This window comes from Paracoccus sp. MA, from assembly GCF_020990385.1.
In the GTDB taxonomy this organism is placed as follows: domain Bacteria; phylum Pseudomonadota; class Alphaproteobacteria; order Rhodobacterales; family Rhodobacteraceae; genus Paracoccus.
The window spans coordinates 102027-117563 of sequence record NZ_CP087599.1 but is presented as its reverse complement, the minus strand read 5'-3'; the positions used below and the strand labels follow the sequence as shown (position 1 = coordinate 117563).

At 68.5% G+C, this 15537-nt stretch carries 11 protein-coding genes; 10 read left to right on the top strand and 1 reads right to left on the bottom strand.

Features of this window, described 5'->3' with window-relative positions; all coding sequences use genetic code 11:
- The first annotated feature begins 28 nt into the window (after positions 1-28).
- The gene (locus tag LOS78_RS19520; protein ID WP_230378984.1) at positions 29-1240 is read left to right on the top strand and encodes an acyl-CoA dehydrogenase; all 1212 of its coding nucleotides are present in this window, start codon (positions 29-31) and stop codon (positions 1238-1240) included.
- Positions 1240-2385, top strand: a complete 1146-nt coding sequence (locus LOS78_RS19515; RefSeq protein ID WP_230378983.1) for a CaiB/BaiF CoA-transferase family protein — start codon at positions 1240-1242, stop codon at positions 2383-2385. The genes LOS78_RS19520 and LOS78_RS19515 overlap by 1 nt, the downstream gene beginning before the upstream one ends.
- Before the next feature lie 3 nt (positions 2386-2388).
- Here the strand turns inward: LOS78_RS19515 and LOS78_RS19510 are convergent, their stop codons facing one another.
- Entirely contained in the window at positions 2389-3345 is a 957-nt protein-coding gene (locus tag LOS78_RS19510; RefSeq protein WP_028713017.1) for a helix-turn-helix domain-containing protein, read from the bottom strand.
- A 293-nt stretch (positions 3346-3638) separates the two neighbouring features.
- Here LOS78_RS19510 and LOS78_RS19505 point away from each other — a divergent pair, with 293 nt between their 5' ends.
- From LOS78_RS19505 to LOS78_RS19470, 8 genes are all read left to right on the top strand, one after another.
- Positions 3639-5387, top strand: a complete 1749-nt coding sequence (locus LOS78_RS19505) for a hydantoinase B/oxoprolinase family protein (protein ID WP_028716592.1) — start codon at positions 3639-3641, stop codon at positions 5385-5387.
- Between the two features lie 94 nt (positions 5388-5481).
- On the top strand, positions 5482-7605 hold the full coding sequence (locus tag LOS78_RS19500) for a hydantoinase/oxoprolinase family protein (RefSeq protein WP_230378824.1): 2124 nt from the start codon (positions 5482-5484) through the stop codon (positions 7603-7605).
- Positions 7606-7691: 86 nt separating this feature from the next.
- The gene (locus LOS78_RS19495; protein WP_230378823.1) at positions 7692-9014 is read left to right on the top strand and encodes a cytosine permease; all 1323 of its coding nucleotides are present in this window, start codon (positions 7692-7694) and stop codon (positions 9012-9014) included.
- Positions 9015-9105: 91 nt separating this feature from the next.
- Complete coding sequence (locus LOS78_RS19490; protein ID WP_230378822.1) at positions 9106-10965, top strand: ATP-binding protein; 1860 nt, start codon at positions 9106-9108, stop codon at positions 10963-10965.
- Positions 10962-12308: a sigma-54 dependent transcriptional regulator gene (locus tag LOS78_RS19485; protein ID WP_028713012.1), complete on the top strand. Its 1347-nt coding sequence runs from the start codon at positions 10962-10964 to the stop codon at positions 12306-12308. The genes LOS78_RS19490 and LOS78_RS19485 overlap by 4 nt, the downstream gene beginning before the upstream one ends.
- Before the next feature lie 196 nt (positions 12309-12504).
- Positions 12505-13479 (top strand): tripartite tricarboxylate transporter substrate-binding protein, encoded by a 975-nt coding sequence (locus LOS78_RS19480; RefSeq protein ID WP_230378821.1) that lies wholly within the window; start codon positions 12505-12507, stop codon positions 13477-13479.
- A 63-nt stretch (positions 13480-13542) separates the two neighbouring features.
- Positions 13543-14007, top strand: a complete 465-nt coding sequence (locus LOS78_RS19475; RefSeq protein ID WP_028713010.1) for a tripartite tricarboxylate transporter TctB family protein — start codon at positions 13543-13545, stop codon at positions 14005-14007.
- A gap of 12 nt (positions 14008-14019) precedes the next feature.
- Positions 14020-15528 (top strand): tripartite tricarboxylate transporter permease, encoded by a 1509-nt coding sequence (locus tag LOS78_RS19470; RefSeq protein WP_028713009.1) that lies wholly within the window; start codon positions 14020-14022, stop codon positions 15526-15528.
- Positions 15529-15537 lie beyond the last annotated feature (9 nt).

Sequence of the window (15537 nt, the reverse complement as noted above, 5' to 3'; positions counted from 1 at the left end):
GTAATGAATGAACCGACAGCATCAGCGCATGAGGCATGACGTGACGACGAAATCGCACAAGGGCAGCCCTTTCTCGTGGTCCGACCCGTTCCTGCTTGAGGATCAGCTGACCGAGGAAGAGCGGATGATCCGCGACACCGCCGCGGCCTTCGCCGCCGACCGGCTGGCGCCGCGCGTCGAGGCCGCCTATCTGAACGAGGAAACCGATCCCGAGATATTCCGCGAAATGGGCGCCTCGGGCCTGCTGGGCGTCACCGTGGACGAGGCCTATGGTGGCGTCGGTGCCTCTTACGTCGCCTATGGGCTGGTCGCGCGCGAGATCGAGCGCATCGATTCGGGCTATCGCTCGATGGCCTCGGTGCAAAGCTCGCTGGTGATGTTCCCGATCGAGGCTTATGGCAGCGAAGAGCAGAAGCAGAAATACCTGCCGAAACTGGCCTCGGGTGAGTTCATCGGCTGCTTCGGCCTGACCGAGCCCGACGCGGGCTCCGACCCCGGCGGCATGCGCACCGTGGCCCGCAAGACCGGGGGCGGCTATGTGCTGAACGGGTCCAAGATGTGGATCTCGAACGCGCCCATCGCCGATGTCTTCGTGGTCTGGGCCAAGTCCGAGGCGCATGGCGGCAAGGTGCACGGCTTCGTGCTGGACAAGGGCACACCCGGCCTTTCGGCGCCCAAGATCGAGGGCAAGCTGAGCCTGCGCGCCTCGATCACCGGCGAGATCGTGATGGAGAATGTCGAGGTCGGCGAGGATGCGCTGCTTCCGAACATCGAGGGCATGGGCGGTCCCTTCGGCTGCCTGAACCGCGCGCGCTACGGCATCAGCTGGGGCGCCATGGGCGCGGCCGAGGATTGCTGGTTCCGCGCCCGGCAATACGGGCTGGATCGCCACCAGTTCAACCGCCCGCTGGCCGCGACGCAGCTTTACCAGAAGAAGCTCGCCGACATGCAGACCGAGATCGCCCTGGGCCTGCAAGCCAGCCTGCGCGTCGGGCGGCTGTTCGACGAGGGCAAGTTCGCGCCCGAGATGATCTCCATCGTCAAGCGCAACAATTGCGGTAAGGCGCTGGACATCGCCCGCCAGGCCCGCGACATGCATGGCGGCAACGGCATCCAGATCGGCTATCACGTCATGCGGCACGCGCAGAACCTGGAGACGGTGAACACCTATGAGGGCACGCATGACGTGCATGCGCTGATCCTCGGCCGGGCGCAGACCGGCATCCAGGCGTTCGCGTGATGGATCAGCCGGCGCTGAAGGGGCTGCGCGTCGTCGAACTGGCGCGCATCCTTGCCGGGCCGTGGATCGGCCAGACGCTGGCCGATCTGGGCGCCGAGGTGATCAAGGTCGAGGCGCCCGAGGGCGACGACACCCGCCGCTGGGGCCCGCCCTTCATCGAGCGGCCGCGTGCAGACGGCACCACCGAACGGGTCGCGGCCTATTTCCACGCCGCCAATCGCGGCAAGCGTTCGGTGACTTGCGACTTCAACGACCCCGCCGACCTGGAGCGGCTGCGGGCGCTGATCGACCAGGCCGATGTGGTGATCGAGAATTTCAAGCTGGGGGGGCTGCGCAAGTTCGGGCTGGACTACCAGACGCTTTCGGCGCGCAATCCGCGGCTGGTCTATGCCTCGATCACCGGCTTCGGGCAGGACGGGCCGCGCGCGGCGCAGCCGGGCTATGATTTCCTGATTCAGGGCATGTCGGGCATCATGGACCTGACCGGCGATCCGCAGGGCGAGCCGCAAAAGGTCGGCGTGGCCTGGATCGACATCTTCACCGGGCTTTACGGGGTGATCGCCGTGCAGGCCGCGCTGGCCGAGCGGGCGCGGTCGGGTCTGGGCCAGCATCTGGACCTGTCGCTTCTGGATTGCGGGGTGGCGGTGCTGGCCAATCAGGCGACGAATTACCTGCTGGGCGGGCAGGTGCCGCATCGGCTGGGCAATGCGCATCCGAATATCGTGCCCTATCAGCTTTTCCCGGCCTCGGACGGGCATCTGATCGTCGCCTGCGGCAATGACCGGCAATTCGCGGCGCTGTGCCGGGTGCTGGAAATGCCCGAGCTGGCGGCAGAGCCGGATTTTGCCACCAACCCCGCCCGGGTGGCGAACCGCGCGCGGCTGGTGCCGCTGCTGGCGCAGGCCACGCGCCGCTTTACCCGCGCCGCGCTGATCGCTGCGCTGGAAGGGGCGGGGGTGCCCGCGGGCCCGGTCAATGACGTGGCCGAGGCCCTGGCCGAACCGCAGGTGCAGGCGCGCGGCCTGCGCATCGCGCCCGAGGGCATCGCCGGGCTGCGCAGCCCGCTGCGCTTCTCGCGCAGCCCGCTGGTGACTGAACGCGCCGCCCCGGCGCTTGGCGAGGGCGACTGGCGCTTTCAGGGCTGAACCCTAGCCCTGCCGCCCCGCGCGGCAGGCGGCGCGATAGCCGCTGGGGGTCTGGCCGAACATGGCCCGGAACAGCCGCGAGAATTGCGCCTGGTCGCTGAAGCCGAAGCGATAGGCGACGGCGGCCAGCGACAGGTCGCCTGGCATCTGCAGCATGTCCCGCGCCGCCTTCAGCCGCGCCTCGCGGATGAATTGCGCCACCGTGGTCCCGGTATCGCCGAACAGGTCGTGCAGATAGCGTTTCGAGATGCCGCAGGCCGCCGCCACCGTCTCGGGCGACAGGGCCGGATCGGTCAGGCTGCGCAGGATCGCGTCCTGCGCGCGCTTCAGATGCGCGGCGCGGACCGCCGTGGCGGCGCCGCCGTCGGTTTCCGCCTGCCGGTCCAGCGCCAGCGCCAGCAACTCGATCAGGTGCCGGCCCAGCACGTCTGCCGCCGCGGAATCGGCGGGCATGGCATGGGCGCGGCGCACCGTCTCGGCGAACAGACCGCCCAAGCCCTCGCGCCCGTCGAAGACCGTGGCGCAAAGCCGGTCCGGCTGGCGCAGCCTTTCGGCCAGCGCGCTGCGGGCGATCTTCATCACCAGCAGGTCGTTGCGCGCCTGATAGGCGAAGCGATAGGGCTCGTCGCCGCGCTCGATGAGGAAGCCGCCGGGGGCGCAGGTGATGTCGCGGCCCAGCTGGCGGAACAGCACCGGCGCGAGGCTGGGGATGGTGACCAGGTATTCCTCGGCCTCGCCCTGCCGGATCAGCCCGGGCACCCGTTCATAGCGCGCCGGTTCGGTACGCAGCCGCGACAGCGACACCGGCCCGGCGCTGCGCCGCTCCAGCCGGCCCTGAAAGGTGGCGGGATCGCGATAGCTCAGCTGCAGCGGGAAATAGGTATCCGCGATGATGGCCGACCAATGCGCCGCGCGTTCGGGCGGCGCGGTCGCGGCGGTGCTGTAGCTTTCCAGGGTCATGATGCGCCTCCCCGCATCGCTTGGGCGATTCGTAGCCTGCCGCGAGCAATCGGGCAAAAGAAAACTGGCGCGAAGGCCGGCGGGCGCCAATTCTGCCGCGCGGATCGGCAAGCCTGCACGGAACGACAAGTTTCTCCGCACCCAGCGCCAAGACCGGGCGCCGTCGCCGCCGCACCATGCTCCGACCGAAAAGATGCCGCGCCAGGCGGCACGCCGCAGGGAGAAGACCATGACCAGCCGATTCCCGGCTGCCCTGCTGCGCGCGCCCATGCGGCCCAGACAGGGAAAGAGCCATGACCAGACCCAAACCCGACCCCATTACGCTTTCGGTGGTGCGCGGCGTGCTCGAGACCACGCAGCGCGAGATGACGCTGACGCTGGAACAGACCGCCCGCAGCTCGGTCTTCAACCTCGCGCATGATTATTCGACCGCGCTCTTCAACCACACGCCCGAGATGATCCTGCAGGGCCAGGACATCCCCATCCACCTCGGCAGCCTGATCCCGGCGATGAAATCGGTCGCGAGCTTCTTTCAGGGCGACATCCACGAGGGCGACCTGATCCTGCACAACGACCCGGCCTATGGCGGCAGCCATATCATCGACACCTGCATGTATTACCCGGTCTTCTACCAGGGCGAGCTGGTGTTCTGGACCGTCTGCAAGGGCCACCTGACCGATGTCGGCGGCCCGGTCCCCGCCGGCTACAATCCCAACGCGACCGAGATCTATGCCGAGGGGCTGCGCATCCCGCCGGTCAAGCTCTGGGACCGCGGCAAGCCGCGCCACGACGTGATGAACCTGCTGCTGACCAACATGCGCGCGCGCCGCGATCAGGAGGGCGACTTCAACGCCCTGATCGGCGCCTGCCAGGTCGGCGCCCGCAACCTGGTCCGGCTGATGGACAAATACGGCAAGCAGGTGGTGCAGGACTGCATCGCCGAGCTTCTGGACATGGCCGAGGCGCATATGCGCAAGCTCATCGCCCAGGTCCCGGACGGCACCTATACCGGAACGGCGGTGCTCGAGGATGCTGGCCACGGCTTCGGCGACATGGACATCACCGCCACGGTGACGATCCGGGGCGACGGCTGCCACATCGCCATCAGCTCGCCGCCGCAGGTGCCCTATTTCATCAACAGCTACGAAGGCAACAGCCATTCCGGCGTCTATCTGGGCCTGATGATGTTCGCGCAATTGCCGCCGCCCTATAACGAGGGGCTCTATCGCTGCGTGACCACCGACATGGGCCCCAAGGGCACGCTTTGCAACGCGAAATCGCCAGCGCCGCACATGAACTGCACCACCACGCCGATGGAGACGCTGACCGACGCGGTGCGGCTGGCCTTCGAGCAGGCGGCGCCGGCCAAGGTCTCGGCCAGCTGGGGCCATGCCAATGGCTGCAACATCGCCGGCTGGGACAAGCGCCATGACGAGGAATATGTGACCATGGTGCTGGCCTCGATCATCTCGGGGGCGGGGGCCACGGCCAGCCAGGACGGCTGGCATGCCTGCGGGCCGGAATGCTGCTTCGGCGCGCTGACCTCGGGCGATATCGAGATGCTGGAGCACAGCTATCCGATCATCATCCACCGCTATTCCCTGATGCAGGATTCGGGCGGCGCCGGCCAGTTCCGCGGCGGCTCGGGCACCTGCTGGGAGGTCGAGCCGCTGGACAGCCCGATGACGCTCGTCACCTTCGGCGAGGGCCGCCGCATCCCGGCCATGGGCGCCGCCGGCGCCCGCTCGACCCTGATCCCGCCCAAGGTCGGCCGGCTGGAAGTGACGCGGGGCGGCGAGACGCAGGTCATCACCGAAAACGTCATCGAGACCATCCAGCCCGGCGAGCGCGCCGCGAACCGCAATCCCGGCGGCGGCGGCTACGGCGACCCCTATGCCCGCCCGGTCGAGAAGGTGGTCGAGGATGTCCGAAACGGCCTCGTCAGCCTCGAGGGCGCGCGGCTCGACTATGGCGTCGTCATCGCCGATGCCGCGACCCTCGCCGTCGATCACGCCGCCACCGCCGCCCTGCGCGCCGCATAAGCCCTTCTCTGTTTTCCAAATACCCCGCGGGGGTCCGGGGGCGCGAAGCCCCCGGCGCCGGACCCGCGGACCGCAGCCAAAGATGGAACCCGCCATGAAACACCAATATCGCCTTGGCATCGACGCCGGCGGCACCTTCACCGATTTCATCCTCGCCGACCGCGAGGGGGGCTTGCGCATCTTCAAGGCGCTCTCCACCCCGCAGGACCCGACCCTGGCCATCAGGAACGGCCTGGCCGTGATCGAGGAGGAGACGGGCATCGCCCCGCGCGACCTCGTCTCGAACGCCGACCTGTGCATCAACGGCACCACGGTCGGACTCAATGCGCTGATCACCCATAGCGGCGCCAGGACCGGCCTGATCGCCACCAAGGGCCACGAGGACAGCATCGAGATCCGCCTCGGCCACAAGGAGGACGGCTATCGCTACGACCCGGACTATCCGCCCGCGACCATGCTGGTGCCGCGCTACCTGCGGCGCGGGATCGGCGAGCGGGTGATCTCGACCGGCGCCGTCCATACGCCGCTGAACGAGGACGAAGTGCGCGAGGCCTGCCGGCATTTCCTGCGCGAGGGCGTCGAATCGGTGGCCATCAGCTTCGTCTGGTCGGTGCTGCATCCCGATCACGAACTCCGCGCCGCCGAGATCGTGCGCGAGATGATGCCCGAGGCGCGTCTGACCGTCGGCAGCCAGCTCTATCCGCAGGTGCGCGAATATACCCGCACCTCGACCGCCATCGTGAACGCCTATCTGGCGCCGATCCTGTCGCGCTATGTGCAGGCGGTGGACGGCTATTTCCAAGGCCTCGGCGCGCGTCAGCCGGTGCGCTATTTCCAGTCGAACGGCGGGCTGGCGCTGGGGTCGGTGGTCTCGGACCAGTCGGTCTATGCGATCAATTCCGGCCCCGCCTCGGCGCCGCGCGCGGCGCTCTATCTGGGGGAGCCCTACAGGCTTTCGGACATCATCACCGTGGACATGGGCGGGACCAGCTTCGACATCACCCTGACCCGCGACGGGCAGGCCAATGTGTCAAAGAACATCGACTTTCTGCGCTATCGCATTGGTATCCCGATGATTCAGGTGGAAACCCTGGGCGCGGGCGGCGGATCGATCGGCTGGATCGACTCGATGGGGCTGATGCAGATGGGGCCGCAATCGGCGGGCTCGGAACCCGGTCCGGCCTGCTATGGCAAGGGCGGCGAAAGGCCGACCACGACCGACGCGAACCTGGTGCTGGGCTACCTGAACCCCGAGGGCCTGGTCGGCGGCCGCCTGCCGCTCAGCATCGAGAAGGCGCGCGAGGCGATCCGCAAGCACCTGGCCGAGCCCCTGGGCATCAGCGTCGAGACCGCGGCCTACGGCATGTTCACCATCGTCAACAACAACATGGTGAATGCGATCCGCCGCGTCTCGGTCGAGCGGGGCTACGATCCGCGCGACTTCGTGCTGAACTGCGCCGGCGGCGCCACGGGCGCGCATATCACGGCGCTGGCGCGCGAGATGGGCATCGGCAAGGTGCTGGTCTCCAAGCTCGCCTCGGGGCTTTGCGCCTTCGGGCAGATCATCTCGGACGTGAAATACAACTACATGGCCCCCATCGCCGCGCGGCTGGAAGGGGCCGAGGCGGCCAGGCGTCTCGACGAGACCTTCGCCCGGCTGGAGGAGAAGGGCCGCGCCGACCTGCTGGCCGACGATTTCGCGCCCGACCGGATCGGCATCCGCCGCAGCCTGGACATGCGCTATGTCGGGCAGGTGCATGAATGCACGGTCAGCGTCGATCCCTTCCCGATCGACGAGGCGGCGCTGGAACGCCTCAAGGCTGCCTTCCACGCCCGCCACGAGGAGCTTTACACCTATGCCGAGCCGCACAGCCCCGTCGAGGTGGTGAACGTGGAAAGCGCCATCTCGGGCGCGGTCGAGCGGCCGGCGCGGATGCGCATCGCGCAGGGTGCAGGCGCCCATGCGGCACTGTCCGGCACGCGCGAGATGATCTTCGACGCCTCGGGCCGCAAGCACGAGACCCCGGTCTATGACGGCGCGAAGCTGGGCGCGGGCGACGTCGTCACCGGCCCGGCGGTCATCCAGGAGGTGACGACCACCATCGTCATCGAGCCGGGCTGGGTCGCAGAACTGGACGGCAACGGCGTCTATGTCGTGACCGTGGCCAGCGCCGCCGGCGCTGCGCCCGAAAGGGCCGCGGCACTGACCGAGGCCTGACCCAGGCCTGACCAAGGCCGCGGCGGGGCCGCGCGAGGCCCCGCCCATACCAACCAATCACAAGAACCAAACAGGGAGTTTCAGCCATGGCTGGATCTTTGGACAATTCGGAAGAACTGGAATTCTCGGACCGGCCGGTGCCGCGCGACCGGCGCATGGGCCGGCTGCCGCTGACCATGGCCTGGTGGTCGGTCTGCTCGGCCATGTTCTATCTGGTCATCGCCGCCTCGCTGGCGCTGGCCTATGGCGCAAGGAACGCCATCATCGGGCTGGTGCTGTCGGTCCTCGCCTATGCGGCGGTGAACGCGGTGCTGGTGCGGCACGCGATCCGCACCGGGCTCAGCGTCTCGCTGTTCTCGCGCCTCCTTCTGGGCCGCAGCGGGGCGGCGGTGGCGACGCTGATCTTCTTTGCCACCGCCATCTATTACGCGGTGTTCGAGGGCTCGGTCATCGCCGTCGCCCTGCGGGAATATGCCGGCATCTCCTATCCGCTGGCGGCGCTGGTGGTGGCGGTCTATTCGGTGGCGCTGATCTTCGGCTCGATCCAGAACTGGCTGGACAAGTTCAACGGCGTGCTGCTGCCCTTCTACCTGCTGGGGCTGGTTGCCGCGGTGGTGCTGGCGGTGGCGGAATACGGCTATTCGGACGCCTGGCTGAACCTTGGCCCCGAGGGCGGCGCGCCCGCCGGCGGCTGGTGGGACTGCTTCACCGCCTATATGGGCGTCTGGATCCTGATGATGTTCACCTATGACTATGCCCGCTTCGGCCGGCCCGAGGATGCGCGCTTCCACGCCATTATCAACTTCGGCGCGCCCTTCTATGCCGTGGCCTTCCTGCTCAACGGCCTTGTCGGCATCTTCCTGGCTGCCAGCCTGCCGACCGAGGGCGGGGTCTCCGAGGTCTCGGTCGTCTTCGCGCTGGTGCAGCTGATGGGCGTGGCGGGCCTCGCCTTCGTCTGGATCTCGCAGACCCGGATCAACACCGCGAATTATTACCTCGCCGCGGTGAACATGGAGAGCTTTGCCGAGACCGCCTTCCGCCTGCACCTGCCGAAATGGGTCTGGGCCTGCGTGGTCGGCGCCATCGCCTATGCGCTGATGCTGGCCGATGTCTTTGCCTATATCCTGCAGGCGCTGGCCTATCAGGGCATCTTCGTCGTGGCCTGGGTCGGCATCGCGCTGGTCCATATCGCGACGGATCGCGGCGCGGGCGACGCCGATCCGGCGCAGGCGCGGGCGGTCAACCCGGCGGGGCTGGGGGCCTGGCTGCTGGCCTCGGGCGCGGGGCTGGCGCTGCATTTCGCCGGCGGCACCGCGGCCTCGCTTTCCGCACCGGCGGCCTTCCTGGTCGCGGGCGCCGCCTATGGCGCGCTGGCCGGCCGGGCGGCGGCGCGCCGGGCGCTGTCCTGACGGAGGCACGGGCCGGTTGCGCGCAGCCGGCCTTGCTGTCAGATTCCGCACCAGATGATGGCGCAAGGGGCAGCGGGATGCGGGGGGCCAGATGCGGATAGAGCCGGCGGCGCACCGGCCGGGGATGGATCGCTGGCGGCTGGCTGCCGGTCTGGCCTGCGTGGCGGCCGTCCTGTGGCTGGGCGCGCAGCTTGCCTATCAGCATTATTTCCGCGAGGGCCATGCCCGCGCTGCCACCGCGCTGCGGCTGACGGTGAACGCGCTCAACGCCGATCTGGCGCGCTACGAGGTGGTGCCGCAGCTGGTCGGCGATCTGGACCTGATCCACCAGCTTGCCGCCGATCCCGGCAACGCCGCCCTTCGGCAGGAAACCAACCAGTGGCTGGCCGAGCAGAACGAGGCGGTGCAGGCCTCGGACATCTACCTGATCCTGCCGGACGGCGAGACCGTCGCCCATTCCGGCTATCTTGGTCCCGCCAGCTTTGTCGGGCAGAATTTCAGCTATCGGCCCTATGTCATCGACGCCATGGCGGGCCGGCAGGGGCGGTTCTACGGCATCGGCACCACTTCGGGGGTGCGGGGCTATTTCTTCTCGGCCCCGGTGCAGGACGATGCGGGCCGCATCACCGCCGTCGTCGCGGTCAAGATCGGCGTGGACCGGATCGAGGCCTCCTGGCGCGGCAACCAGTATCGCGTGCTGGTGACCGACCCCGAGGGCGCGGCTTTCCTGTCCTCGGAACCGAGCTGGCTTTACCACAGCATCCGGCCGCTGACGCCGGAACGGCTGGCGCGGACCGAATCCTCGCGCCGCTATGCCGGCACGCCGCTGGCCGAGTTTCCGATGCAGCGGCTGGAGCTGCACGGCGTGCCGGTCTTTCGCCTGCCGCCGGCGCTCGGCGACGAGGCGGGGGGCGGCCACGATTATATCGTCGCCTCGGAAGAGATGCCGGGCGCGGGCTGGACCGTGCATGTGCTGCTGGACAGCGCCGAGCTGCGGGCCGAGGCGCGGCTGGCGGTGCTGAGCCTCGCGCTGCTCTTGTCGGTCGCGGGCTTCGGGCTGATGATGTGGCGCCAGCGCCGCGCGCAGGCGGCCGAGCGGCTGGCCATGCAGCAATTCGCCACCGCCGAGCTGGAGCGCCGCGTGGTCGAGCGCACCGCCGATCTGGCGCGGGTGAACGATCAGCTGGAACAGGAAATCGCCGAGCGCCGCGCCACCGAGGCCGAGCTGCGGGCCGCGCAGGCCAGCCTGGTGCAGGTCGGCAAGCTGGCGGCGCTGGGACAGATGTCCGCCTCGCTCTCGCATGAGATCAACCAGCCGCTGGCGGCGGCGCGCAACTATGCCGACAGCGCGGCGATCCTGATCGAGCGCGGCGAACACGCCCGCGCGCGCGAGAACATCGCCCAGATCCTGCTGCTGGTGGACCGGATGGCCGCCATCGGCAAGCATCTGCGGCACGCGGCAAGAAAGCCCGACGATGTGCTGGGCGCAGTGGCGCTGGCCGGGCTGCTGGAGGAGACGCGCACCATCGTCGCCGCCCGTCTGGCCAGCAGCGGCGCGACGCTCGAACTGGACGTGCCCGCCGACCTGCCGCCGCTGCGGGCGGGGCCGACGCGCTTGCAGCAGGTGCTGGTGAACCTGATCACCAATGCCGCCGACGCGGTCGAGGGCGGCGCGGATCGCCGCATCACGCTTTCGGCGCGGGCCGAGGGCGGGCGCATCGCCATCCGGGTGCGCGACCGCGGGCCGGGCGTGCCCGATGCCATCGCCGCGCGCATCTTCGACCCGTTCTATACCACCAAGGGCATGGGGGCGGGGCTGGGGCTCGGCCTGTCGATCACCGCCAATATCGTGCGCGATTTCGGCGGCGAGATCGCCTGCCGCAACATGGACCCCGGCGCCGAGTTCCGCGTGATCCTGCCCGCCGCCGGCGCCGCCGAGGCCGCCGCATGACCCCGCGCGTGCTTCTGGTCGAGGATGACGAGCAGATGCGCAGCTCGACCGCGCAGGCGCTGGAACTGGCGGGCTTCACCGTCGAGGCGCTGGCCTCGGGCGAGGAGGCGCTGGCGCTGGCCGGTTCGGGCTTTGCCGGCGCGGTGGTCAGCGACATCCGCATGCCGGGCATGGACGGGATGACGCTTCTGGGCCGGCTGCACGAGGTCGATCCCGAGATCCCGGTGATCCTGGTCACCGGCCATGCCGAGGTGCCGCTGGCGGTCGAGGCGATCCGCGGCGGCGCCTATGACTTCATCGAAAAGCCCTTTGTCGTGCAGGAACTGGCCACGGTGATCCGCCGCGCCATCGACCACCGCGGGCTGGTGCTGGAGAACCGCCGGCTGCGCGCCGTCGCCGGCAAGCGCGACGATGTCGAGGCGCGGCTGCCGGGCCGCACCCAGGTCATGGTCGACCTGCGCTATCGGCTGCGTGCCATCGGCGCCTCGGATGCCGATACGCTGATCATCGGTCCGACCGGCGCCGGGAAAGAGGTGGTGGCGCGCACGCTGCACGACATCTCGGCCCGCGCCGGCCGGCCCTTCATCGCCATCAACTGCGCCGCCCTGCCCGAGGCGCTGATCGAATCCGAGCTGTTCGGCCATGAGCCGGGCGCCTTTCCCGGCGCGCTGCGGCCGCGATACGGCAAGTTCGAACATGCGCGCGGCGGCACCGTGCTGCTGGACGAGATCGGCTCGATGCCGCCGGATCTGCAGGCCAAGCTGCTGCGCGTGCTGCAGGAGCGGACGATCACCCGGCTCGGCTCGAACGACCCGGTGGCCCTTGACGTGCGCTTCGTCGCCGTCAGCAAGGTCGATCTGGAGGAGCTGGTCGCGCAGGGCCGTTTCCGCGAGGACCTGTTCTGGCGGCTGAACGTCGCGGTGCTGCATGTCCCGCCGCTTTCGGCCCGGCGCGAGGACATTCCGCTGCTGTTCCTGCAATTGCTGCGCGAGGCGGCCGCGCGCCACAACATCCCCGAGCGCGAGGCGCCCGCCGCCTTCCTGTCGGGCCTTGCCGCCAAGGAATGGCCGGGCAATGTGCGCGAGCTGCGCAACCTGGCCGAGCGTTTCGTGCTGGGGCTGGAAGGGGCCGAGATCGGTCCCGCGCAGGGCGCGCGCCTGTCCGACCGGGTGGCCGAGTTCGAGCGCAGCCTGATCGCCGGCACCATCGCCGCCCATGGCGGCAAGCTGCGCCCGGTCTACGAGACGCTGGGCATCTCGCGCAAGACACTCTACGAGAAGATGCAGAAATACGGGCTGGACCGCCGCCTGATCCTGGACGCCGCCGAGGACGATGCCGGTTGAACGGGCATATGGGTGGAAATCCACCCATCATTCGCGCGGCATGTTACCTTTTCCACCCATTTTTGACCCATTCGTGCGATTATCGCGGGGTACGGTTCGTTTTTGATTTGTGCCAGAGGCGCAAGCGATCGCACCTTTTGTCCAGTGGCCGCGTCGAGGAGGACGTCGGCCGAAGTCAGAATTCTTGGGAGGGGATATGGCTTATCCAAAGCTTCTCGGCGCGCTTTGCGCCACGACGATGCTGATCGCGCCGGCCTTTGCGCAGGACTGGCCGCAGCGCCAGATCACCATGGTGGTGCCTTTCGCCGCCGGCGGGCCGACCGATACGGTGGCGCGCATGGTGGCCGAGCGCATGTCGGCCGACCTGGGCCAGCAGATCATCGTCGAGAATATCGGCGGCGCCGGCGGCACGCTGGGCGCCGGCAACGTCGCCAAAGCCGATCCGGACGGCTATACGGTGCTGCTGCACCATATCGGCATGGCGACCTCGGCCACGCTTTACCGCAACCTGGCCTATGACACGCTGAACGCCTTCGACTATGTCGGCCTTGTCACCGAGGTGCCGATGGTCGTCGTCGCCCGCAAGGATTTCGAGCCGGACGACTTCGCCGCCTTCATCTCTTACGTCAAGGACAATGCCGACAACCTGACGCTGGCCAATGCCGGCATCGGCTCGGCCTCGCATCTGTGCGGCATGATGCTGATGTCGGCGCTGGAGGCGCCGCTGGTGACGGTCCCCTACAAGGGCACCGGCCCGGCGATGACCGACCTGCTGGGCGGGCAGACCGACATCATGTGCGACCAGACCACCAACACCACGCAGCAGATCAAGGGCGGCACGATCAAGGCCTATGCCGTGACCACGCCCGAGCGGCTGGAGCTGTTCCCGGACCTGCCCACGGCGATGGAAAGCGGGCTCGAAGGCTTCGACGTCTCGATCTGGCACGGCATCTATACCCCCAAGGGGACGCCGGCCGAGGTGAACGAGCGGCTGTCGCAATCGCTGCAATCGGCGCTGGCCGACGAGGGGGTCGTGAAGGCCATGGCCGACCTGGGCACGTCGCCTTCGCCGGCCGAGGACGCGACGCCCGCGGCGCTTCAGGCCAAGCTCGAGGCCGAGATCGCCCGCTGGAAGCCGGTGATCGAGGCCGCGGGCGTCTACGCCGACTGAACCGGTGCGCGCCCCGCCGCCCGCGATGCGCGGCGGGGCCTGCTGCAAGCAGGGGGGAAACACATGTCCACGAAACCCAAGGACGGGACCGACATCGCCGCCGGGCTGCTCTTGATGGCGGCGGCGGGGTTCTTCGGCTGGCAGACGACGGGGCTGGAGATCGGCACATCGCTGCGCATGGGACCCGGCTATTTCCCGATGGTGCTGTCGGGGATCCTGTTCCTCTTGGGGCTGATCGTCTTTCTGCGCGCCTTCGGCCGCGAGGATGACGAGCCCTTCGGCAAGGTCGCCTGGCGCGGCATCCTGTTCATCCTGCCGGCGCCGATCTTCTTCGGCCTGACCGTGCGCGGCCTGGGCTTCGTGCCGGCGCTGTTCCTGACCACGCTGATCGCCTCGCAGGCCTCGGTGCGGATGCGGCCGCTGGCGGCGCTGATCCTGGCGGTGGCGGTGACGCTCCTGTCCACGCTCATCTTCAGCTACGGGCTCGGCCTGCCGTTCCGGCGCTTCGGCCCCTGGGTCCAGTTCTAGAAAGGGGGCGGCATGGATCTTCTCAGCAATCTCGCGCTCGGCTTCTCGGTCGCCTCGTCGCTGGCGAACCTGGCCTTCTGCCTGATCGGCGTGCTGCTGGGCACGCTGATCGGCGTGCTGCCGGGCATCGGCGCCACGGCGACCATCGCCATGCTTTTGCCGATCACCTTCCAGCTCGAGCCGGTCAGCTCGCTCATCATGCTGGCGGGGATCTATTACGGCGCGCAATACGGCGGCTCGACCACGGCGATCCTGATCAACATGCCGGGCGAAAGCTCGTCCGCCGTGACCGCCATCGACGGCTACCAGATGGCGCGCAAGGGCCGCGCCGGCACGGCGCTGGCCACGGCGGCGCTGGGGTCGTTCTTTGCCGGGACCGTCGCGACCTTCCTGGTCGCGATCTTCGCCCCGCCGCTGACCGCGGTGGCGCTGAAATTCGGCGCGGCCGAGTATTTCAGCCTGATGGTCATGGGGCTGGTCATGTCGGTGGCGCTGGCGCATGGCTCGGTCCTGAAGGCGCTGGCCATGGTGGTGCTGGGTCTGCTTCTGGGCATCGTCGGCACCGACATCTATACCGGCGCGCCGCGCTTCACCCTGGGCATCACGCAATATGCCGACGGGCTGAACTTCGTCGCCGTCGCGGTGGGCGTCTTCGGCATCGCCGAGATCCTGCGCAACCTCGAGGACGAGCATGACCGAGAGGTGATGACCAAGAACATCAGCCGCCTGTTCCCCACCCGCGAGGAGTTCAGGCAGATGATCGGCCCGGTCCTGCGCGGCACCGGTGTCGGCTCGGTCCTGGGCATCCTGCCGGGCGGCGGCGCGATCCTGGCCAGCTTCGCCTCCTACACGATCGAGAAGAAGGTCTCGGCCCGCCCGCAGGAGTTCGGCAAGGGCGCGCTGGCCGGCGTCGCCGGCCCGGAAAGCGCCAACAATGCCGGGGCGCAGACCTCGTTCATCCCGCTGCTGACGCTGGGCATTCCGGCGAACCCGGTCATGGCGCTGATGATCGGCGCGATGATCATCCAGGGCATCGTGCCGGGACCGAACGTGGTCAGCGAACAGCCGGCGCTGTTCTGGGGCATCATCGCCAGCATGTGGATCGGCAACCTGATGCTGGTGATCCTGAACCTGCCGCTGATCGGGCTGTGGGTCAGGCTGCTGACCGTGCCTTACTATGTGCTGTTCCCGATCATCATGGCAATGTGCTCGATCGGGGTCTATTCGGTGGCCTCGAACACCTATGACCTCTATGCCGTCGCCTTCTTCGGGCTTCTGGGCTATGTCATGTCCAAGCTGCGCTGCGAGCCGGCGCCCCTGCTGCTGGGCTTCGTCCTGGGCCCGCTGCTGGAGGAGAACCTGCGCCGGGCGATGATCCTGTCGCGGGGCGATCCCATGACCTTCCTGACCCGTCCGATCAGCGCCACCCTGCTTGGCCTGTCGCTGGTCGTGCTGGTGCTGGTCTTCCTGCCGCAGATCCGCAAGCGCCGGGACGAGGTCTTTACCGAAAGCGATGCGTAAGACATTCAA

Bases quoted from the DNA above. Each gene is read 5' to 3' on its own strand.
- LOS78_RS19520 (WP_230378984.1), top strand. From the start codon at position 29: ATGAGGCATGACGTGACGACGAAATCGCACAAGGGCAGCCCTTTCTCG.
- LOS78_RS19515 (WP_230378983.1), top strand. From the start codon at position 1,240: ATGGATCAGCCGGCGCTGAAGGGGCTGCGCGTCGTCGAACTGGCGCGC.
- LOS78_RS19510 (WP_028713017.1), bottom strand. From the start codon at position 3,345: ATGACCCTGGAAAGCTACAGCACCGCCGCGACCGCGCCGCCCGAACGC.
- LOS78_RS19505 (WP_028716592.1), top strand. From the start codon at position 3,639: ATGACCAGACCCAAACCCGACCCCATTACGCTTTCGGTGGTGCGCGGC.
- LOS78_RS19500 (WP_230378824.1), top strand. From the start codon at position 5,482: ATGAAACACCAATATCGCCTTGGCATCGACGCCGGCGGCACCTTCACC.
- LOS78_RS19495 (WP_230378823.1), top strand. From the start codon at position 7,692: ATGGCTGGATCTTTGGACAATTCGGAAGAACTGGAATTCTCGGACCGG.
- LOS78_RS19490 (WP_230378822.1), top strand. From the start codon at position 9,106: ATGCGGATAGAGCCGGCGGCGCACCGGCCGGGGATGGATCGCTGGCGG.
- LOS78_RS19485 (WP_028713012.1), top strand. From the start codon at position 10,962: ATGACCCCGCGCGTGCTTCTGGTCGAGGATGACGAGCAGATGCGCAGC.
- LOS78_RS19480 (WP_230378821.1), top strand. From the start codon at position 12,505: ATGGCTTATCCAAAGCTTCTCGGCGCGCTTTGCGCCACGACGATGCTG.
- LOS78_RS19475 (WP_028713010.1), top strand. From the start codon at position 13,543: ATGTCCACGAAACCCAAGGACGGGACCGACATCGCCGCCGGGCTGCTC.
- LOS78_RS19470 (WP_028713009.1), top strand. From the start codon at position 14,020: ATGGATCTTCTCAGCAATCTCGCGCTCGGCTTCTCGGTCGCCTCGTCG.